At 54.0% G+C, this 19302-nt stretch carries 18 protein-coding genes and 3 tRNA genes; 13 read left to right on the forward strand and 8 right to left on the reverse strand.

The genetic code is table 11. The annotated features are described in order from the left end of the window. The first annotated feature begins 2 nt into the window (after nt 1-2). The gene (gene cfa, locus FOC35_RS21660; protein WP_172570179.1) at nt 3-1151 is read left to right on the forward strand and encodes a cyclopropane fatty acyl phospholipid synthase; all 1149 of its coding nucleotides are present in this window, start codon (nt 3-5) and stop codon (nt 1149-1151) included. Between the two features lie 226 nt (nt 1152-1377). Then, nucleotides 1378-2769, forward strand: coding sequence for a glycoside hydrolase family 1 protein (locus FOC35_RS21665; RefSeq protein WP_216845774.1), 1392 nt, complete (start codon nt 1378-1380; stop codon nt 2767-2769). Nucleotides 2770-2820: 51 nt separating this feature from the next. On the opposite strand, the gene FOC35_RS21670 is transcribed toward FOC35_RS21665, so the two are convergent. Further along, entirely contained in the window at nt 2821-3465 is a 645-nt protein-coding gene (locus tag FOC35_RS21670) for a riboflavin synthase subunit alpha (protein WP_172570180.1), read from the reverse strand. 237 nt (nt 3466-3702) lie between these two features. Between FOC35_RS21670 and mdtK the strand changes: the two genes are divergently transcribed. From mdtK to FOC35_RS21715, 9 genes are all read left to right on the forward strand, one after another. Beyond that, on the forward strand, nt 3703-5076 hold the full coding sequence (gene mdtK, locus FOC35_RS21675) for an MdtK family multidrug efflux MATE transporter (protein WP_016536083.1): 1374 nt from the start codon (nt 3703-3705) through the stop codon (nt 5074-5076). Nucleotides 5077-5230: 154 nt separating this feature from the next. After that, nucleotides 5231-5307 (forward strand) — tRNA-Val (locus tag FOC35_RS21680). 16 nt (nt 5308-5323) lie between these two features. After that, a tRNA-Val gene (locus FOC35_RS21685) sits at nt 5324-5400 on the forward strand. Nucleotides 5401-5556: 156 nt separating this feature from the next. Beyond that, on the forward strand, nt 5557-5913 hold the full coding sequence (locus FOC35_RS21690; protein WP_016536082.1) for a hypothetical protein: 357 nt from the start codon (nt 5557-5559) through the stop codon (nt 5911-5913). 121 nt (nt 5914-6034) lie between these two features. After that, nucleotides 6035-6175 (forward strand): hypothetical protein, encoded by a 141-nt coding sequence (locus FOC35_RS21695; protein ID WP_172570181.1) that lies wholly within the window; start codon nt 6035-6037, stop codon nt 6173-6175. Between the two features lie 192 nt (nt 6176-6367). Then, complete coding sequence (locus tag FOC35_RS21700; RefSeq protein ID WP_172570182.1) at nt 6368-7264, forward strand: PhzF family isomerase; 897 nt, start codon at nt 6368-6370, stop codon at nt 7262-7264. A 166-nt stretch (nt 7265-7430) separates the two neighbouring features. Beyond that, nucleotides 7431-7507, forward strand: a tRNA-Val gene (locus FOC35_RS21705). 373 nt (nt 7508-7880) lie between these two features. Continuing rightward, nucleotides 7881-9293: a pyruvate kinase PykF gene (gene pykF, locus FOC35_RS21710; RefSeq protein ID WP_172570183.1), complete on the forward strand. Its 1413-nt coding sequence runs from the start codon at nt 7881-7883 to the stop codon at nt 9291-9293. Nucleotides 9294-9601: 308 nt separating this feature from the next. After that, on the forward strand, nt 9602-9838 hold the full coding sequence (locus FOC35_RS21715) for a major outer membrane lipoprotein (RefSeq protein ID WP_008456504.1): 237 nt from the start codon (nt 9602-9604) through the stop codon (nt 9836-9838). Nucleotides 9839-9905: 67 nt separating this feature from the next. Here the strand turns inward: FOC35_RS21715 and FOC35_RS21720 are convergent, their stop codons facing one another. The 7 genes from FOC35_RS21720 to sufA form a co-directional block, all read right to left on the reverse strand. After that, complete coding sequence (locus FOC35_RS21720) at nt 9906-10904, reverse strand: L,D-transpeptidase family protein (protein WP_172570184.1); 999 nt, start codon at nt 10902-10904, stop codon at nt 9906-9908. Between the two features lie 109 nt (nt 10905-11013). Continuing rightward, on the reverse strand, nt 11014-11430 hold the full coding sequence (gene sufE / locus FOC35_RS21725; RefSeq protein WP_172570185.1) for a cysteine desulfuration protein SufE: 417 nt from the start codon (nt 11428-11430) through the stop codon (nt 11014-11016). Nucleotides 11431-11441: 11 nt separating this feature from the next. After that, the gene (sufS, locus tag FOC35_RS21730) at nt 11442-12662 is read right to left on the reverse strand and encodes a cysteine desulfurase SufS (protein ID WP_172570186.1); all 1221 of its coding nucleotides are present in this window, start codon (nt 12660-12662) and stop codon (nt 11442-11444) included. Then, nucleotides 12659-13939 (reverse strand): Fe-S cluster assembly protein SufD, encoded by a 1281-nt coding sequence (gene sufD, locus FOC35_RS21735; protein ID WP_172570187.1) that lies wholly within the window; start codon nt 13937-13939, stop codon nt 12659-12661. Before sufD ends, sufS begins: the two co-directional genes overlap by 4 nt. After that, nucleotides 13914-14660, reverse strand: a complete 747-nt coding sequence (sufC, locus tag FOC35_RS21740) for a Fe-S cluster assembly ATPase SufC (RefSeq protein WP_016536074.1) — start codon at nt 14658-14660, stop codon at nt 13914-13916. Before sufC ends, sufD begins: the two co-directional genes overlap by 26 nt. A 16-nt stretch (nt 14661-14676) precedes the next feature. Then, nucleotides 14677-16158 (reverse strand): Fe-S cluster assembly protein SufB, encoded by a 1482-nt coding sequence (gene sufB, locus FOC35_RS21745; protein ID WP_172570188.1) that lies wholly within the window; start codon nt 16156-16158, stop codon nt 14677-14679. A 9-nt stretch (nt 16159-16167) separates the two neighbouring features. Next, complete coding sequence (gene sufA / locus FOC35_RS21750) at nt 16168-16536, reverse strand: Fe-S cluster assembly scaffold SufA (protein ID WP_016536072.1); 369 nt, start codon at nt 16534-16536, stop codon at nt 16168-16170. Between the two features lie 396 nt (nt 16537-16932). Between sufA and FOC35_RS21755 the strand changes: the two genes are divergently transcribed. Together FOC35_RS21755 and FOC35_RS21760 are read left to right on the forward strand one after the other, a co-directional pair. Beyond that, a complete protein-coding gene (locus FOC35_RS21755) occupies nt 16933-18573 on the forward strand; it encodes an AarF/ABC1/UbiB kinase family protein (RefSeq protein WP_172570189.1) in 1641 nt (546 codons plus the stop codon). A 99-nt stretch (nt 18574-18672) separates the two neighbouring features. Then, on the forward strand, nt 18673-19302 hold the full coding sequence (locus FOC35_RS21760) for an isochorismatase family cysteine hydrolase (protein ID WP_172570190.1): 630 nt from the start codon (nt 18673-18675) through the stop codon (nt 19300-19302).

A 19302-nucleotide genomic window follows, 5' to 3' on the forward strand; every position in this document is an offset into this window, starting at 1 on the left:
CTATGAGTTCATCGTGTATAGAAGAAGTGAGCGTACGAGATAACGAATGGTATCGTATCGCAAATGAAATGCTGAGCCGGGCAGGCATAACCGTTAACGGCCCAAACCCTTTTGATATTCAGCTTAAAAACCCAGATTTTTTTAAACGCGTTTTGCAGGAAGGTTCCCTCGGTCTTGGCGAAAGCTATATGGACGGCTGGTGGGAATGCGAACGTCTGGATGTTTTTTTCACTAAAGTGCTGCGCGCCGGGCTGGAAAACCAGCTGCCCCATCATTTCAAAGATACTCTGCGTATCGCCGCTGCCAGGCTGGTTAACCTGCAGTCCAAAAAGCGCGCGTGGATAGTCGGCAAAGAACATTACGATCTCGGTAACGATCTGTTCAGCCGCATGCTGGACGCGCACATGCAATATTCCTGCGGCTACTGGAAAGATGCGACGACTCTCGCCGAAGCCCAGGAGGCGAAGCTGAAAATGATCTGCGAAAAACTGCAGCTTGGCCCCGGCATGAAATTGCTGGATATCGGCTGCGGCTGGGGCGGTCTGGCGGAATTTGCCGCACGAAATTACGATGTTTCCGTGTTTGGCGTAACCATTTCGGCAGAACAACAAAAAATGGCGCAAGAGCGCTGCAAAGGGCTGGATGTGACCATTCTTTTGCAGGACTATCGCGACCTCAACGAGCAGTTTGACCGCATTATTTCCGTCGGCATGTTTGAGCATGTTGGCCCGAAAAATTATGCCACCTACTTCGACGTTGCCGACCGCAACCTGAAGCCTGACGGTATTTTCCTGCTGCACACCATTGGCTCTACAAAGACCGACAATAATGTCGATCCGTGGATTGATAAGTACATCTTCCCCAACGGGTGCCTGCCTTCTGTGCGCCAGATTGCCGACGCCAGCGAACCGCATTTTGTAATGGAAGACTGGCATAATTTCGGTGCCGACTATGATAAAACGCTGATGGCGTGGTACGAGCGCTTCCTCGCCTGCTGGCCGGAAATTGCCGATAACTACTCCGAACGCTTCAAACGGATGTTTAGTTACTACCTCAATGCCTGCGCCGGAGCCTTCCGGGCGCGCGATATTCAGCTGTGGCAGGTGGTATTTAGCCGCGGTATTGAAAACGGTTTACGTGTCCCTCGCTAGTCACTAACCCGGCATCTGCCGGGTTTTTTACCTCCAATTGTCTCTCCTTGCGCACTGACGTGATACACATCACAGGTTTAAGCCTGTCTGGCCGCGACGACTTGATCTGCTTAACAGATATCGTTTCCCGTCATAGAAACCGGTTTCATCAATCACAGACAATCAACATATTGACCGTATAAATGATTGCCTGTCGGAGATGACAGGCCAGACCGTGAGGATAACGATGAAATACGCATTTCCTGAGCATTTCTGGTGGGGCAGCGCCGCTTCCGGGCCGCAAACCGAAGGTGAAGCGCTGAACTTTGGTAAATCCGAAACTATTTGGGACCGCTGGTTTGCCGAACAGCCCAATCGCTTCCACCACGGCGTTGGCCCGCAAAATACCTCGACCTTTTATCAGCGCTGGAAGCAGGATATCGCCCTGCTGAAGAAGCTCAACCACAACACCTTCCGCACCTCAATCTCCTGGGCCCGCCTGATCCCGGACGGCACCGGGGAGGTGAACCCTCTGGCGGTAGAATTCTATAACAAGGTTATCGACGAGCTGCTGGCCCAGGGCATCAAGCCGTTTATCAATCTGTATCACTTTGATATGCCAATGGTTATGCAGGAGAAAGGCGGCTGGGAAAGCCGCGAAGTCGTTGACGCCTACGCCAGCTATGCCAATACCTGCTTTGAACTGTTCGGTGACCGGGTGAAGCACTGGTTTACCTTTAACGAACCGGTGGTGCCGGTAGAATGCGGCTACTTGTATGATTACCACTACCCTAACGTCGTGGACTTTGACCGTGCGGTTACCGTGGCCTACCACACCATGCTTGCCCACGCGAAAGCGGTTACAAACTACCACGCTCGCAATGAAGACGGCCAAATTGGCATCATCCTTAACCTGACGCCGTCCTACCCTCGCTCTCAGAATCCGGCAGACGTCAAAGCCGCTAATCTGGCCGACCTGATGTTTAACCGCAGCTTCCTGGACCCGGCGCTGCGCGGCGAGTACCCGCAGGAGCTTGTCGACTTCCTGAAGCAGCATGATAAATTGCCGGCCTGTCAGCCTGAGGACAAAGCCCTGCTTGCCGCCGGCGTGGTCGATTTACTCGGGATTAACTATTACCAGCCGCGCCGCATTAAATGCCGCGACACCCTGGTAAATCCTGAAAGCCCGTTTATGCCGGAGTGGTTCTTCGAGTCTTACGAAATGCCGGGCCGCAAGATGAACCCTTACCGTGGCTGGGAAATCTACGAGCGCGGTATTTACGACATTCTCACCAACCTGCGCGAGAATTACGGCAACCCTGCCTGCTACATCTCCGAGAACGGCATGGGCGTGGAGAGCGAAGAACGTTTCATCAACGACGGTCAAATTGACGACGAATACCGCATCGACTTTGTGCGCGATCATCTGAAGTGGCTGCACAAGGGCATCAGCGAGGGCAGCAACTGCCTCGGCTACCATATGTGGACCTTTATCGATAACTGGTCGTGGTGCAACGCCTACAAAAACCGCTATGGCTTTGTCTCGCTGGATCTCAAAACCCAGCAGCGCACCATCAAGAAGAGCGGGGAATGGTTTATGAAAACCGCCGCTGAAAACGGTTTCAACGAGCAGGACTAAAAAACAAAAACGGGGCCAATCGGCCCCGTTTCTTATGCTGCGAGAGAAGCGTTATTCGCCCGCAGGAATAGCGGCCACCAGCGCGGCTTCACGGCTCGCCAGCACGCGCTCTACGGTGTCGACAATCGCCTGAGTCTGCGGGTCGATTTCGATATTAACGCGCTGCCCAAGTTTCTTAGCGCCAAGCGTTGTACGCTCCAGCGTTTCGGGGATCAGATGCACGCAAAAACGCGTCGCCGTGACCTCGCCCACCGTCAGGCTAATACCGTCGATACCAACATAGCCTTTATGCAGGATGTATTTCATCAACGCTTTATCCTGAATTTTAAACCAGATCTGACGGTTATTTTCAGAGGTCAGGATCTTAGAGATTTCGGCGGTAGTCATAATATGGCCGGACATTAAATGACCGCCAATTTCATCATTAAATTTAGCCGCACGTTCAACGTTAACGCAGTCGCCAACGCTTAGCTCACCGAGATTGGTAATACGCAGCGTCTCTTTCATCAGGTCAAAGCTGATGCGGTTCCCGTTGATTTCGGTGACCGTAAGGCAGCAGCCGTTATGCGCCACCGAAGCGCCGGTTTCAAGGCCCGGCAGCATCTCAGTCGGCATCTCAATAATGTGGGTGCGGAAGTTAGGTTTCTCGTCGATGGAAACCAGGGTCGCGGTGCCCTGCACAATACCTGTAAACATCTAAAAACTCCTGGCGATTCACGCGCGGTAAAACTACCGCCGATAAAGGACATTGCCGCACTTTAACAGGTGGAAAATCACCTTGCCAGCCCTGCTCGCCGCAGCGCTATATTTTTGACTGGCGTATAAATAAACTCTCGCTACAATAGACTGGCAAATTCCCCTGTTCATCTTCTTGCTGCCTTTTATGGCGGCTTTTTTAGTCTCTCGTCTCTATAAAAATAATCAGGTGTAAACATGCAGAAGTACTTCACCGAAGCTCGCCAGCTCCTTGCCCTGGCGATACCTGTGATCATCGCTCAGGTAGCACAAACTGCAATGGGATTCGTCGATACCGTTATGGCCGGTGGCTACAGCGCCACCGATATGGCGGCAGTGGCTATAGGCACCTCTATCTGGCTACCGGCCATTTTATTCGGCCACGGGCTGCTGCTCGCCCTGACGCCAACCGTCGCCCAGCTTAACGGCTCCGCGCGTCGCGACCGCATTGCTCACCAGGTTCGTCAGGGATTCTGGCTTGCGGGTATGGTATCCGTGCTGGTGATGGTAGTGCTGTGGAACGCAGGGCACATTATTCATGCCATGCATAACATCGACCCGGAACTTGCCGATAAAGCCGTGCGCTATTTACGTGCGCTGCTGTGGGGCGCGCCGGGTTATTTGTTCTTCCAGGTTGGCCGTAACCAGTGTGAAGGGCTGGCGAAAACCAAGCCCGGCATGGTGATGGGCTTTATCGGCCTGCTGGTGAACATCCCGGTTAACTACATCTTTATTTACGGCCACTTCGGCATGCCGGAATTGGGCGGCGTGGGCTGCGGCGTGGCAACAGCGGCGGTCTACTGGGTGATGTTCTTCAGCATGCTTTCCTATATCAAGAAAGCCCGTTCGATGCGCGACATTAAAAACCCGGACGATTTCAGCAAACCGGACTGGGCGGTGCTTAAACGTTTAAGCCAGCTCGGACTGCCGATTGCGCTGGCGTTATTTTTCGAAGTCACGCTGTTCGCCGTGGTTGCCCTGCTGGTTTCTCCGCTGGGCATTACCGACGTTGCCGGGCACCAGATAGCGCTTAACTTCAGTTCGCTGATGTTTGTGTTACCGCTTTCATTAGGCGCGGCGGTCACCATTCGCGTGGGTTATCGCCTGGGTCAGGGCTCAACGCTGGATGCCCAGGTTGCCGCCCGCACCGGCGTTGGCGTGGCGATTTGCCTGGCGATGTGTACGGCGCTGTTTACCGTGACCTTCAGGGAGCATATCGCGCTGCTGTATAACGACAACCCGGCGGTCGTAGCACTGGCAGCCCACTTGATGCTGCTGGCTGCGATTTACCAAATCTCCGACTCGATTCAGGTTATCGGCAGCGGCGTGCTGCGCGGCTATAAAGATACGCGTTCGATCTTCTTTATCACCTTTATCGCGTATTGGGTGCTCGGCCTGCCGAGTGGCTATGTGCTGGCACTTACCGACTGGGTGGTTGAGCCGATGGGTCCGGCAGGCTTCTGGATTGGCTTTATTATCGGCCTGACCTCCGCCGCCATCCTGATGATGCTGCGCATGCGTTGGTTACAACGCCAGCCCTCCATCACTATCCTGCAACGCGCTGCGCGTTAATTAACCCGTAGCCGCCGTCCTGGCGGCTACTTTCTCAACACTCTGCGCAGATGCTCGGCAATTGCGTGAAATCTGGAATAAAATTGCGTTATTCCCCTTGCAAGCCCCGAAGTGTGCCGCTAATATTCGTCCCCGCTGTCGCCAAGACAACAATGCGTTCATAGCTCAGTTGGTTAGAGCACCACCTTGACATGGTGGGGGTCGTTGGTTCGAGTCCAATTGAACGCACCATTTTCAGATATTCAGTGCGTCCGTAGCTCAGTTGGTTAGAGCACCACCTTGACATGGTGGGGGTCGGTGGTTCGAGTCCACTCGGACGCACCATATTTGCAAATCTCTACTCCTCTGTCTTATCTCCTTTATTTTCAAAACTCTTTTAACAAGCCATTTATTCATCACCCAGGCTATGATTTAGCAAGCCTTAATTCGCCGTTAGTTTTTCTCTCACCCTGCCTACTGGCTTATCCGTTAAGGACAACTATGCTTCGACTCACCCTGCTCCTGATAGCGTCTGTGACGTTAAGCGGCTGTACGTTAACCCGCGTTTCGCAAGCAAGCCATGCCGAAGCGGTGCGTGAATTAAACGCCGTGGGCCTGACAATGAATGAAGCTCGAGCCAGGGCCACGCAGGCCGGGTTCGAGTGCGATGACTACGTTGATACCGATGTCCCGGTGCAAATCGGCAATGTAGTACGCCGATCCACAGTGTTGCAGTGCGGCAAGAAATCCCTTGAACTGATTTGCCCGCAACGCAGATACGTGGTGTTTAATATTGACCCGAAGACCAACAAAGTTTACGCCGTGGGCAATAGAATCAACCAAAACTCCTGCTTCTGATCGCGGTACAGAAGCTGCGCATTTTTATCGTTTTGAGCGTTTCAGGGCTATTCGGGATGCAGGACGGCGGAATGTTGAATATTATTGAGAAAGCCGATAACTAAACTGCAACAGGTGACCTATGGAAATCGATCTTGAGAATCTGGTTTTTTCCGGATTAGATGAAGCCGAAGTGCGCAACGCCGAGCGTCAGGAAGATGCTGATAAAAAAGCTCAGGCCATTGTTGCCGATGACGATTGCGGCGACGCCTGCAAAATCTGATTAATTAAACCGGCTCATTCAGCCGGTTTTTTTATACCCGAAGCCTGCTCAGGCAGACCTCCTCACCGCAAGATATTTCACATTACCCCGCAGTAAAAGAGACACCAGCAGGTGAAAATTTTTCTATTTATCGACAGGCTGGTAAAACATTCAGGCAAAGCTCTGTAAGCAGATTCTGATACGAGAATAAAAATGACGCCACGGATTTACCACGTTGATTCTTTTACCACCCAGCCATTTCGCGGCAACTCGGCGGGCGTAGTGCTCGATGCCGATGGCCTGAGCGAGAGCCAGATGCAGCTCATCGCCCGCGAGCTACGCCATTCTGAAACCGCTTTTGTACTCCGCAGTGAAGAGAGCGATGTGCGCATTCGCTACTTCACGCCAACTGTAGAAGTGCCGATTTGCGGCCATGCGACGGTAGCGGCGCATTACGTGAGAGCGAAAGTGCTTGGGCTGCAAAATTGCGAGCTTTACCAGACCTCGCTGGCAGGCCGCCACCGGGTAGCGATTGAAGTTGTTGAAGACAACGATTACCGCATCACGCTGGTTCAGGGCAGACCGGAATTTGAGCCGCCGCTGGAAGGTGGCCTGCGCGCGGCAATTATCGCGGCATTTCATCTGAATGAAGACGATATTCTACCGGGATTGCCCATTCAGGTTGCCTCTACGGGGCATTCCAAGGTGATGGTTGCGCTGAAGCCTGAAGTCGCTCTCGATGCGCTGGCTCCGGACCTGGCTGCGCTTGCCGCCATCAGCAAGGAAATTGGCTGCAACGGCTTCTTCCCGTTTCAGATCCGCCCCGGCGAAAACGCAACGGATGGCCGCATGTTCTCTCCCTCCATCGGTATTGTAGAAGATCCGGTAACGGGAAATGCTAATGGCCCGATGGGCGCGTGGCTGGTGCATCACAGCGCAATGCCCCATGACGGCAAGCTGCTGCGCATTCAAGGGAATCAGGGGCGCGCGCTTGGCCGCAGCGGCGTGGTCGATATTGCCGTGACCATCCGCGACAACCAGCCGGAAAAAGTGAGCATTTCCGGCCGGGCGGTGATCCTGTTTAGCGGGGAACTGGCGGTGAAACTTTAGCGGCGGCGCTGTCTCCCCCGGCGAAAAGCTCAAACATTGTTCACATAGGTACGGCGGGGCTTGTCAATGTCCGCCGCGCCAGTCATAATAACGTCACTCCCCGCCGTGGGAGTTAAAAAGGTAATTAAATCAGTTAGTTAATTATTTTTTTAGCGGAATACCCCGTGCGTTCATAGCTCAGTTGGTTAGAGCACCACCTTGACATGGTGGGGGTCGTTGGTTCGAGTCCAATTGAACGCACCATTCTTTTCTGTTTCATTCTTCTTTCTAGCCTGTAAACATCCCGTAACCCACTCGTTACAACTCGCTGTAAAACTGTGCACTCTGTCGCTAAATCAACGGTTTTGGTTCCTTTCCCGACAAGATCTCTCTATAATACGCCCGTTCTTAACTTGAATGGTTTCAGCTCATTGGACTCCCTTTTTATACAACAACACTGTCTGACTTCACCCCCGGCTGAACCACAAGCACACTTTCCTCTGCACGCTTTATTTCTGTCACCTATCCTTACCAGGTGCCACTTTCAACACCACAGTATTCTTTTAAGCTCCGGCGGCCGCTGCGTCTCCCGGAACCGAGTTTTAACAATCCTCCTCAACTTATAGATAAGACTGTCATGAAAAAGACTAAAATTGTTTGCACCATCGGTCCAAAAACCGAATCTGAAGAGATGCTGAGCAAAATGCTCGACGCGGGCATGAACGTTATGCGCCTGAACTTCTCCCACGGTGACTATGCAGAACACGGTCAGCGCATCAAAAACCTGCGCAATGTTGTTGCTAAAACCGGTAAAAAAGCCGCTATCCTGCTGGACACCAAAGGTCCTGAAATCCGCACCATTAAGCTGGAAGGCGGCAACGACGTTGCGCTGAAAGCAGGCCAGACCTTTACCTTCACTACCGACAAGTCCGTAGTGGGTAACAACGAGATTGTTGCTGTAACCTACGAAGGTTTCACCAGCGACCTGTCCGTAGGCAACACAGTTCTGGTGGATGACGGCCTGATCGGTATGGAAGTCACCGCTATCGAAGGCAAAAACGTTGTCTGTAAAGTGCTGAACAACGGCGACCTGGGCGAGAACAAAGGCGTTAACCTGCCGGGCGTTTCCATCGCGCTGCCTGCTCTGGCTGAAAAAGACAAGCAAGACCTGATCTTCGGCTGCGAGCAGGGCGTTGACTTCGTTGCTGCTTCCTTCATCCGTAAACGTTCTGACGTGGTTGAAATTCGTGAGCACCTGAAGGCTCATGGCGGCGAGAAGATCCAGATCATCTCCAAAATCGAAAACCAGGAAGGTCTGAACAACTTCGACGAAATCCTCGAAGCGTCTGACGGCATCATGGTTGCTCGTGGCGACCTGGGCGTTGAGATCCCGGTTGAAGAAGTTATCTTCGCTCAGAAGATGATGATCGAAAAATGCGTGCGCGCTCGTAAAGTTGTTATCACCGCAACCCAGATGCTCGACTCGATGATCAAAAACCCGCGCCCTACCCGCGCGGAAGCAGGCGACGTTGCTAACGCCATCATCGACGGCACCGATGCAGTTATGCTGTCCGGTGAGTCCGCTAAAGGTAAATACCCGCTGGAAGCCGTGACCATCATGGCAACCATCTGCGAACGTACCGACCGCGTAATGACCAGCCGTCTGGACAACAACAACGACAGCCGTAAACTGCGCATCACCGAAGCGGTTTGCCGCGGCGCGGTTGAGACTGCCGAGAAACTGGAAGCGCCGGTTATCGTCGTTGCAACCCAGGGCGGTAAATCCGCTAAAGCCGTGCGTAAATACTTCCCGAACGCGACCATTCTGGCGCTGACCACCAACGAAGTGACCGCTCGTCAGCTGGTGCTGAGCAAAGGCGTTATCCCTCAGCTGGTGAAAGAAATTGCTTCTACCGACGACTTCTACCGTCTGGGTAAAGAAGTGGCTCTGGAAAGCGGCCTGGCTCGCAAAGGCGACATCGTAGTGATGGTTTCCGGTGCGTTAGTCCCAAGCGGCACCACCAACACCGCTTCCGTACATGTCCTGTAATTGACTTGTTAACAAGTTTATTTACGTCAAAAGCGCCTTAGGGCGCTTTTTTTATATCCGTGCCTTATGGCTATTAATAAAAATGCAAATCGGCTTTTACTATTTAAGCGTCGTTTTAGTAAGACGAATCCGATGAAAATCCCCTGTTTTCTCTCTTTTTTTTAACTTTCCAGCTCCGTTCGATGCTTCTTTGAGCGAACGATCAAATTTAAGGGTATTCCCAACAAAAAATTATTCTCATCACAAAAAAGTTTGTGTAATACTTGTAACGCTACATGGAGATTAACTCAATCTAGAGGGTATTAATAATGAATCGTACTAAACTGGTACTGGGCGCGGTAATCCTGGCTTCTACTATGCTGGCAGGTTGTTCTTCTAACGCTAAAATCGATCAACTGTCTTCTGACGTTCAGACTCTGAACGCTAAAGTTGATCAGCTGAGCAACGACGTGAACGCAGTGCGTTCCGACGTTCAGGCTGCTAAAGACGACGCAGCACGCGCTAACCAGCGTCTGGACAACCAGGCTCACTCTTACCGTAAGTAAGAGTCACTGGTATAAAATGGCGCACAATGTGCGCCATTTTTTTTGCCCGTCATCCAGCCCTTCCTCATTACTGAGTCGCGCTTGCCGCCTCCCCCGTATTCACCGCCACGTTTTGAGCCGACTGCACGCCATTTGCCGTGACCGAAGTCTGCCCCGCGGAGACCACAACCGGGTAACCGGCACGCCGATAGAGCGCTTTCTCAATAACCGCCTTGTCTACTTCACTCCCTTCGCGGAACTGGCTAAAACCGGCAGGCAGCACGTAAGGCATGGTTTGCGTATTTTGCTGCTCGTCCTGCGACAGCGGGCGATGCACCTCAACATAACGCACGCCGTTAGGCTCCACGGAGAATTTCACCGGATCGTTAATCACCCGCACAGGCGTGCCCGTTCTCGTCTGCTCAAACAGCGCCTTGATGTCCGGCGCGTTCATGCGGATACACCCGGAACTCACGCGCAGCCCTACGCTGTCCGGCGCGCTGGTGCCGTGGATGAGGTATTCACCGTTGCCGTACGCCAGGCGCATAGCAAAGCGCCCCAGCGGGTTGTTCGGCCCGGCGGGAACAACCGGCGGCAGCTTAACGCCGCGCTCAAGAGAACGCTGACGAATGCCTGCCGTTGGTGTCCAGGTCGGGTTAGGGATTTTTTGGCCTATTTTCGTGCTCATCAGAGGCGTTTCCAGCCCCTGCAAGCCAATGCCTATCGGGTAAACCTGTACAATGTTTTCACCCGGCGGGAAGTAATAAAGCCTCAGCTCGGCCAGATTGACGACAATGCCTTCTCTGGGCACATCAGGCAGCAGCAGCTGGCTGGGAATGGTTAACACCGTGCCCGGCTTAGGCACCGGTGCTATAGCGTTATTTGCTTCCAGCAACAGCATCGCACCGGTATCAAAACGCCGGGCAATGGCCTGCAGGTTGCGGTCACTCTCCTGAACGGTATAAGTCTGGTTTTGGCCAATCAGGCGGCTGCCTTCCGGCGGTAAAGGATAGTCCAGCGCTAAAGCCGGGCGTATGGCGCTGAGCGCGCCTATGATGGCTAGTGTGAGTAAAGACGCGTATTTCATACTTTTTATTCCTGTAGTCACGCCGACGGACGCCGGCAGGCTGAAAGACAAGCGAGGCAGAAAACCGCCTCGCAAAACAGGACCATAGGTATGATTAAGTTTAGCTAACTTAGCTGAGACTGGAGGCTTTATTACGAATCGCGCGGATCATCGCTTCCAGCCCCTGAGAGCGGGATGGGGTTAAGTGCTGAGCGAGCGCCATTTTTTCAAACCACGGGCGCACGTCAAATGCCACGATGTCCTGCGGCGTCATCTGCTGGTAGAGAATAAATACGATGGCGATCAGCCCTTTAACGATAGCCGCATCGCTATCGCCCTCCAGAGTGATAACGCCATCGGGCTGCTGGTGCATCACTATCCACACCTGGCTCTGGCAGCCCTGAATAATATTCCCGGGTCTGCGCTCCTCTTCCGCCAGCTCCGGCAAGCGGCTGCCGAGTTCGATGATGTAGAGATACTTCTCTTCCCAGTTCGCGCAGCGGCTGAAATTCTTGAGTAATTTGTCTTTATCCGGCAGCGTTGCCATGACCGTCTCCGTTATCCTAACAGGCTGTGGATACGCTGCAGGCCAGCGACCAGGCGATCCACTTCTTGCCGGGTATTGTACATGGCAAACGAAGCGCGGCACATTGCGGGTACGCCGTAAAACGCCATCAGCGGCATCGCGCAGTGGTGGCCGGTGCGAACCGCAATACCGTAGTTGTCGAGGAAGCTGCCGACGTCATAGGCGTGATGTTTCCCGAGATTAAAGGCCAACACGCCGCGGCGCTCCGTCGGACCATAAACAACGAGGTCAGGAACGGCCTGCAACGCATTCTGGGCGTAGCTCATCAACGAGCGCTCATACTCGCTAATCTCATCTAGTCCAAGGCTCTCAACGTAGCTCAGAGCGGCTCCCAGACCGATTATCCCTGCGGTGTTAGGCGTACCTGCCTCAAAGCGCCACGGCGCTGCCGCATAGGTTGTGCCCTGCGTCAGGCTGACGGTGGCAATCATCGATCCACCGCCTTCCCACGGCGGCATATCCTGCAGAATGCTTTCGCGCACATAGAGCACGCCGATGCCCGTTGGCCCGTAAATCTTATGCCCGGAGAACAGATAAAAATCACAATCCAGCGCCGCGACGTCCGTAGCGTGGTGCATTATCGCCTGCGCGCCGTCCACCAGCACTTTCACACCTGCCTGATGCGCGGAGGCAATCATCTCCTGCACCGGGTTTTCCGTCCCCAGCACGTTGGAGACGTGGGTTATCGCCAGCAGCTTTGTGTGCTCGTCAATCAGCGTCGGAAACACATCCAGCTGCAACGTTCCATCCTGATTCAGCGGAATGATGCGCAGCTCGGCTCCGGTCCGCTCGCACAGCATCTGCCACGGCACGATATTGGCGTGGTGCTCCATGGCGCTGATGATGATGTTATCGCCAGCGGCCACGTTCGCGTTGCCCCAGCTGTTCGCCACCAGGTTAATGCCCTCGGTGGTGCCGCGCACGAATACAATCTCTTCCGGCTTCGCGGCGTTGATGAAACGTGCCGCCTGGCTGCGCACATTTTCCATCAGCGTGGTGGCCTGTGCGCTCAGCGTGTGGATGCCGCGATGCACGGCAGCATAACCATTACGATAGAACTCCAGCTCCGCGTCGATAACCCTCTGCGGCTTCTGGGCGCTGGCGGCGCTGTCGAGATAGGCCAGCGGCTGCCCGTTGACCTCGCGGCTTAATATCGGGAAATCCGCTCTGACCTGCTCAATGGGAAAACTCATGCCTCGCCTCCTGCAAAACGCCGGGCAATACGCGCCAGCACCTGCTGTTTTAAGGCCTCGTCGCGAATGCTCTCGGTCAGCTCCGCGGCAAAGGCGAAGATAATCATCTGCTGCGCGGCCTGCTCGTTAATGCCGCGTGAACGCAGGTAGAACATCTGCTCGTCGTCAATACGCCCGATGGTCGCCCCGTGGCTGCACTTCACGTCGTCGGCGTAAATTTCCAGCTGCGGTTTAGTGTCCACTTCCGCAAGGCGGCCAAGCAGCAGGTTGTTGTTGGTCATCTGCCCGTCGGTCTTGATCGCGTGTTGAGCCACTTTGATCATGCCGTTAAACACCGCTCTGCCTTTATCGCGGACGATGGTTTTATGCAGCTGGCGGCTGTTGCAATAGCCTTTATTATGCTCAAGCCAGGTACGCGTATCGCACACTTCGTTGTTAACCGGCAACGCGAGGCTATTGATGTGCAACTGGTTATTTTCGCCGTTCAGCTGCGTGCTGGTGTTGTGGCGCAGCACCGCTGCCCCCAGCAGGAAGCTGCTGCTGCTTACCGTTGTATCCCGGGCAACCAGCAGGTCGTTGTGGGCGAAGTGGTAGCTGGCGGCATTTTCGAACGCCAGTTTGTAATGATTCAGTTGGGCATTAGCCGCAACTTCGGCGGTAAAGCGTGAGCCGGTAAAATGCGCGGCGTCATCAAGGCTGACAAAATGCTCTATTACCGTAGCCTGCGCGCCCTCACCCAGCGTCAGGTGATGGCGGTAGTGGGCAGTCGCCATTTCCTGCTGCCCGCCGCCGCGGGTCACGTGCATCAGCAGCAGCGTTTTCTTAGGCTGTGTGTTGCGAGCTACGTCAATGTGGGTAACCGTTTCGGCCAGGCTCTCGGTAAGATGCAGGAATACTTCGCCCTGCACCGGGGCGGGCAGCGTCTGGCGGTTGTCGTCAATAGTAATAACAAAACCGCTGTCGGCCGTCTCATCGCTTAACTCCGCGCTAAAATGGCCATCCACAAATACCAGCCTCAGAGCATCTACCGGCAATGCCAGCTCGTCTCGCTGCTGAGCGGTCAACCCGCCCTGCGGCGCCAGCACAAACTGATTGTTCAGCAGGCCTTCCAGCGGCGTGTATTTCCAGTTTTCATGCTTGCGCGTCGGCAGCCCAAGGCGCAGCAGCAGTTGCATATGCTGCTGAGCCACTTCTGAACGCCCCGTGCCCTGGGCTTCAAACAGATGATGCCACTGCTGGAGCGCGTTGCCATTACTGCTGTTCGGTAAGCCAGCCATAACCCTGCTCCTCCAGTTGTTTCACCAGGCTAAAGTCGCCGGATTTAACGATGCGCCCCTGATACAGCACGTGCACGAAGTCCGGCTTGATGTAGTCGAGGATGCGCTGGTAGTGGGTTACCACAATGAACGAGCGCTTGCCGTCACGCAGGGAGTTAACCCCTTCGGCAACAATTTTCAGGGCGTCAATATCCAGCCCGGAGTCGGTTTCATCGAGAATGCACAGTTCCGGCTCCAGCACCGCCATTTGCAGAATATCGTTGCGCTTTTTCTCGCCGCCGGAGAAGCCGACGTTAACCGAGCGGGTCAGCAGATCTTCCGGCATTTTCAGCAGTTCAATCTTCTCTTCCATCAGATCCTGGAAGTCGAAGCGGTCCAGTGACTCCAGCCCGCGGTATTCACGCACCGCATTCAGCGCGGTTTGCAGGAAGAACTGGTTGCTGACGCCGGGAATTTCCACCGGATACTGGAAGGCCATAAAAATGCCTTCGCCCGCACGGTCTTCCGGCGAAAGCTCCAGCAGATCTTTGCCCTTAAACTGTACCGAACCGCCGGTGACTTCATAGTCTTCACGGCCTGCAAGCGTTGCGGATAAGGTACTTTTGCCGGAGCCGTTCGGCCCCATAATGGCGTGCACTTCGCCCGGCTTCACTTCGAGGTTTAAGCCACGCAGGATCTCTTTGTCCTCAACGCTGACCTGTAAATCTTTAATACTTAACATAATTTTCCCTTAATCCTTAACCGACGCTGTGTTCGAGGCTGATGGCTAATAATTTTTGTGCTTCCACCGCGAATTCGAGCGGCAACTCTGAGAACACGTCTTTACAGAATCCGTTGACTATCATCGAGATAGCATCATCTTCGCTGATGCCGCGCTGCAGGCAGTAGAACAGCTGGTCTTCGCCGATGCGCGAGGTTGTTGCTTCGTGCTCAAGCTGAGCCGTGTTGTTACGGCATTCGACATACGGGAAGGTATGCGCCCCGCTGTCCGGGCCGATGAGCATTGAGTCGCACTGGGTGAAGTTACGGGCGTTGGTGGCCGTCGGCATGATTTTCACCAGGCCGCGATAACTGTTCTGGCTGTGCCCGGCGGAAATCCCTTTCGAAATAATCGTCGATTTGGTGTTCTTGCCGATGTGGATCATCTTGGTGCCGGTGTCCGCCTGCTGGTGGCCGGAGGTCAGCGCCACGGAGAAGAACTCGCCGATGGAGTTGTCGCCGCGCAGGATAACGCTCGGGTATTTCCAGGTGATGGCCGAGCCGGTTTCCGACTGGGTCCAGGACATCTTGCTGTTTTCACCTTCGCACAGCGCGCGCTTGGTCACGAAGTTGAGGATGCCGCCGGTGTTGTTATCCCCCGGGAACCAGTTCTGCACCGTGGAGTATTTTACTTCCGCATCGCGATGAATGATGACTTCTACCACCGCAGCGTGCAGCTGATAGCTGTCGCGAACCGGAGCAGAACAGCCTTCGATATAGCTGACGTAGCTGCCTTCATCGGCCACCAGAATGGTACGCTCAAACTGGCCCGTTTTCTCCGCGTTAATGCGGAAGTAAGTGGACAGCTCCATCGGGCAGCGTACGCCTTTCGGGATGTAGATAAAGGTGCCGTCGGACGCTACGGCGGCATTCAGCGCGGCAAAGAAGTTATCGTTGGACGGCACCACGGTGCCGAGATATTTCTTCACCAGCTCCGGATAATCATGAATCGCTTCCCCGAAGGAGCAGAAAATAATGCCCTGTTCGGAGAGCTTTTCGCGGTAAGTCGTGGCGACCGATACGGAGTCAAAAATGGCATCGACCGCAACTTCGCTACCTTCACGCACCGGCACGCCAAGCTGCTTAAACGCCTCTTCCACTTCGTTAGTCAGAAACGCGTTAGTTGGCTGCTGCACCGCACCCGGCTGAGAGGCACAGTTGTCATCGCAGCTGCCGCACGACGGCGCGGAATAATAGCTATAGTCCTGGTAGTTAAGCTTTTCATAATGGGCTTTGAGCCAGTGCGGCTCTTCCATCTTCAGCCACGCATGATAAGCGTTCAGGCGAAACTCCAGCATCCAGTCCGGCTCGTTACGACGAGCTGAAATGGCCCGAACCACCTCTTCGTTTACGCCCTTCGCAATCTGCTCGGTTTGCAGCTCGGTGAAGAAGCCCTCTTTATAATTGAGGTTGCCGGTCCAGGTTTTGACATCGTCAGTTGCTTCAGTATTACGAGACATAAGTACCGCCTATACCCCAAAGCTTTCGCCACAGCCGCATTCGTGCTGGGCTTTCGGGTTATTAAATTTAAAGATCTGATTCAGGCCTTCGCGCACGTAATCAACTTCGGTGCCGTCGATAAAAGGCATCGCGGAGAGCGGCACCCACAGGCGCGCGCCGTCAAACTCATACACCAGATCGTCCGGCTTAGGCTCGGTAACCGTGTCCAGCACGTAACCAAACCCCGCACAGCCCGTCTGTTTGATACTCAGGCGTATCCCCCGCAGCTCGGGCTGCTTCGCCGCCAGCTCGCGGATATGAGCGCTGGCCGCCGGGGTCAGGGTTAGCCCCTGCCAGGCAAATTCACTGGGATCGAAGGAACCGGTTTGCACATCCATTAATCACCTCATTTGTCTCTGCGCCCGAAGGCCGATACCCTTATGTTAATGATAACAATTATCAATACAACGCTCTGAAAACAGGGGTATTCGGGAAACGCTGCTTTTTTGGGCGTCTTTACTAAGGATAGACCGTCGTAAAACTCTTGCCGATGGCGAAAAGAGCTGTTTAAGCTACTGGTGTAAAAGGAAATATCAAAGAAGAAAAGCGACTGAACGCCGCAAGGGAAAAGATGTATAGAAAATATCTATTTATGTGATTGGAGGCGTGCTCGACAGGTATTAATTCGACCAAAGTATCACTAAGTTTCAGTCAAGCTGCCGTAAATTTTGCTCCAGGCCCAATAGCCGATTTATCAGCTATCCTCCTGATAAGGAAAAAAGGAGTTTAGCCAGATGATAAAAATGATTATGGTCACGGCTCGCGACCGGGTGCGGTTGCAGGAGATAACCGGAGTGATGCTCCGCTACGGCCTGCAGGATATCGTGCGGCTTTTGGGCTTATCTTCTCTTCACGACAAGCTAAGCAGTAATCATCAGCATGATTTGCGCCCTGTGCCGGAGCGCTTATGCTCCGCATTCGAAGAGCTAGGCCCCACCTTCGTTAAGCTCGGGCAAATTCTTTCTACCCGCAGCGATCTGCTGGAGCCAGCCTGGACTCAGGCGCTAAGTCAGCTAAATTCTGGCGCTAATCCGCTGCCCTGGCCGATGCTTGAACCGCAGGTTACGGCTACGCTTGGCGCTCCCCCCGCCGATATATTTGCCCGGTTTGACGAAAAGCCCCTCGCCAGCGGTTCGATGGCGCAAATTCACCGTGCCCGCCTTAAAAACGGCGATGAAGTTATCGTCAAGATCCAGCGCCCCGGGATTGAAGCCACGATAAAAGCAGACCTGCGCCTGCTGCGCTATCTTGCCGAAAGCGTTGAGCAGCAAAGCGAAACGCTGGCACGATTTCAGCCGGTGATGCTGGTCCGTTATCTGGAAAATGCGCTCCACCAGGAGCTGGATTTTTGCCATGAGGCCGCTAACGGTGAAAAAATTTATCAGCTATTCGTCGGCTCCGAAGACGTGGCCATTCCTAAAATTTATTGGGAATGGTGCAGTCCTACGCTGATGGTGCAGGCGTTTCTTCCCGGCGTTTCTCCCGTCGACAGCGGCCAGCTTGCTGCCGCCGGTTTTGACGGGGCGCTGCTGGCGCGTAAAGGCTCTGAGGCGTTTATAAAAATGCTTTTCGAGCACCGTATTTATCATGCCGATCCTCATCCTGGCAACGTGATGGCGCTTGAAGGAAACCGCGTAGGTTTTATTGATTTCGGCATGGTGGGTTATCTCAGTGAAGAGCGGCGTAATGAGCTGCTGTCTCTGATTTATGCCATCAGCGAACGCGACGCCAGCGGCATTGTCGATGCCCTGATCTCATGGAGTGACGAGCACTCGCTGAACCTGACCGAACTGGAACTGGCGGCCAACTATTTTCTGCAAAAACAGGGCAATCTCAGGCTTCAATTGGGCAAAGCGCTGACCGATATGCTTTCCACCGCACGAGAGTTTCGCCTTACGCTTCCGCCCGACCTGGTGCTGCTGTTCAAAGCGCTAATCACCGCTGATGGCGTACTGCTCCGCATGGACCCACAGTTTGATATTATCCGCATCCTTCGCCCGGTCATTAAGAAAGAAATGTTCAGGCGCTACGCTCGCATAAGCAGTCGCAAACGCCTGCTCGCGCTGGGTAACAAGCTTCTGGACAGCGGCGATTCCCTGCCCCAGACGCTGCGGCTGGTTATGCAGAGACTGCGCCACGGTAAACTCCACGCAGATATTTCCGTGGAGAACATTAGCGATCTTGGTAAATCACTGGAACGTGCCGCGGCAACCCTTGCGCTTGCCATCGTTTTAGCCGCGCTGGTGCTGGTGGTTATGCCGTGGCTGTTTGGCCTAAACTGGACACCGTTTGGCATCCCGTTCTTCCCCGCCATCGGCTTGTTGTGCTCCATAGCCGGAACAGCGTGGCTGGTGTGGCGATTATTATCGAGATAACACTGACCTCATCGCAGGGTTTATAAAATTCGTTGCGCAAAATAGATTATGATCATACTCTATTTTGCACGAGCAATGCCTAACCCTGAGGTAATGAAAATGAGCCATCCCGTTTATGAACCAGAAATTACCGCGCTGCTGTGCGTGGATCTGTATAACGACTTCCTGGCCGATGAGGGCAAACTCTATCCGTTAATCAAGGATATTGCCGTCAGAAACAACATGCACCAGAACCTGCTTAACATCGTAGCCGCGGCGCGCAAGGCGGGAATTAAGGTCTACCACGTTCCTCACCATCGCTGGGAAGAAGGTGATTATGTAAGCTGGAAATACCCGACGCCGTATCAACTTAGCGGCGCAGCACGGCAGTCGTTTGCTAAAGGATCGTGGGGCGGAACCTGGCATCAGGATTTCCCTATCCACAAAGATGATATTATGGCTTCTGAGCACTGGGGCTCCGGCGGTTTTCCTAATACCGATCTGGAGCATCAGCTTAAAAGATACGGCAAGGAAAAGATTATCTGCGTCGGGCTAATGGCGAATACCTGCATCGAAGCTACGGCGCGAATTGGTATGGAACTGGGCTTCCACGTCACCCTGGTGCGGGACGCAACATCCGCCCGTACGGACGAAGCCCTGCACGCCGCTCACGATATCAACGGCCCGACGTATGCCCACGAAATTCTGACCACCAGTGAAATCATCGCGGCGATGGGAGTTAAAGCCTGA

It is taken from the genome of Cedecea sp. FDAARGOS_727, assembly GCF_012273235.1.
Classification (GTDB): Bacteria; Pseudomonadota; Gammaproteobacteria; order Enterobacterales; family Enterobacteriaceae; genus Cedecea; species Cedecea davisae.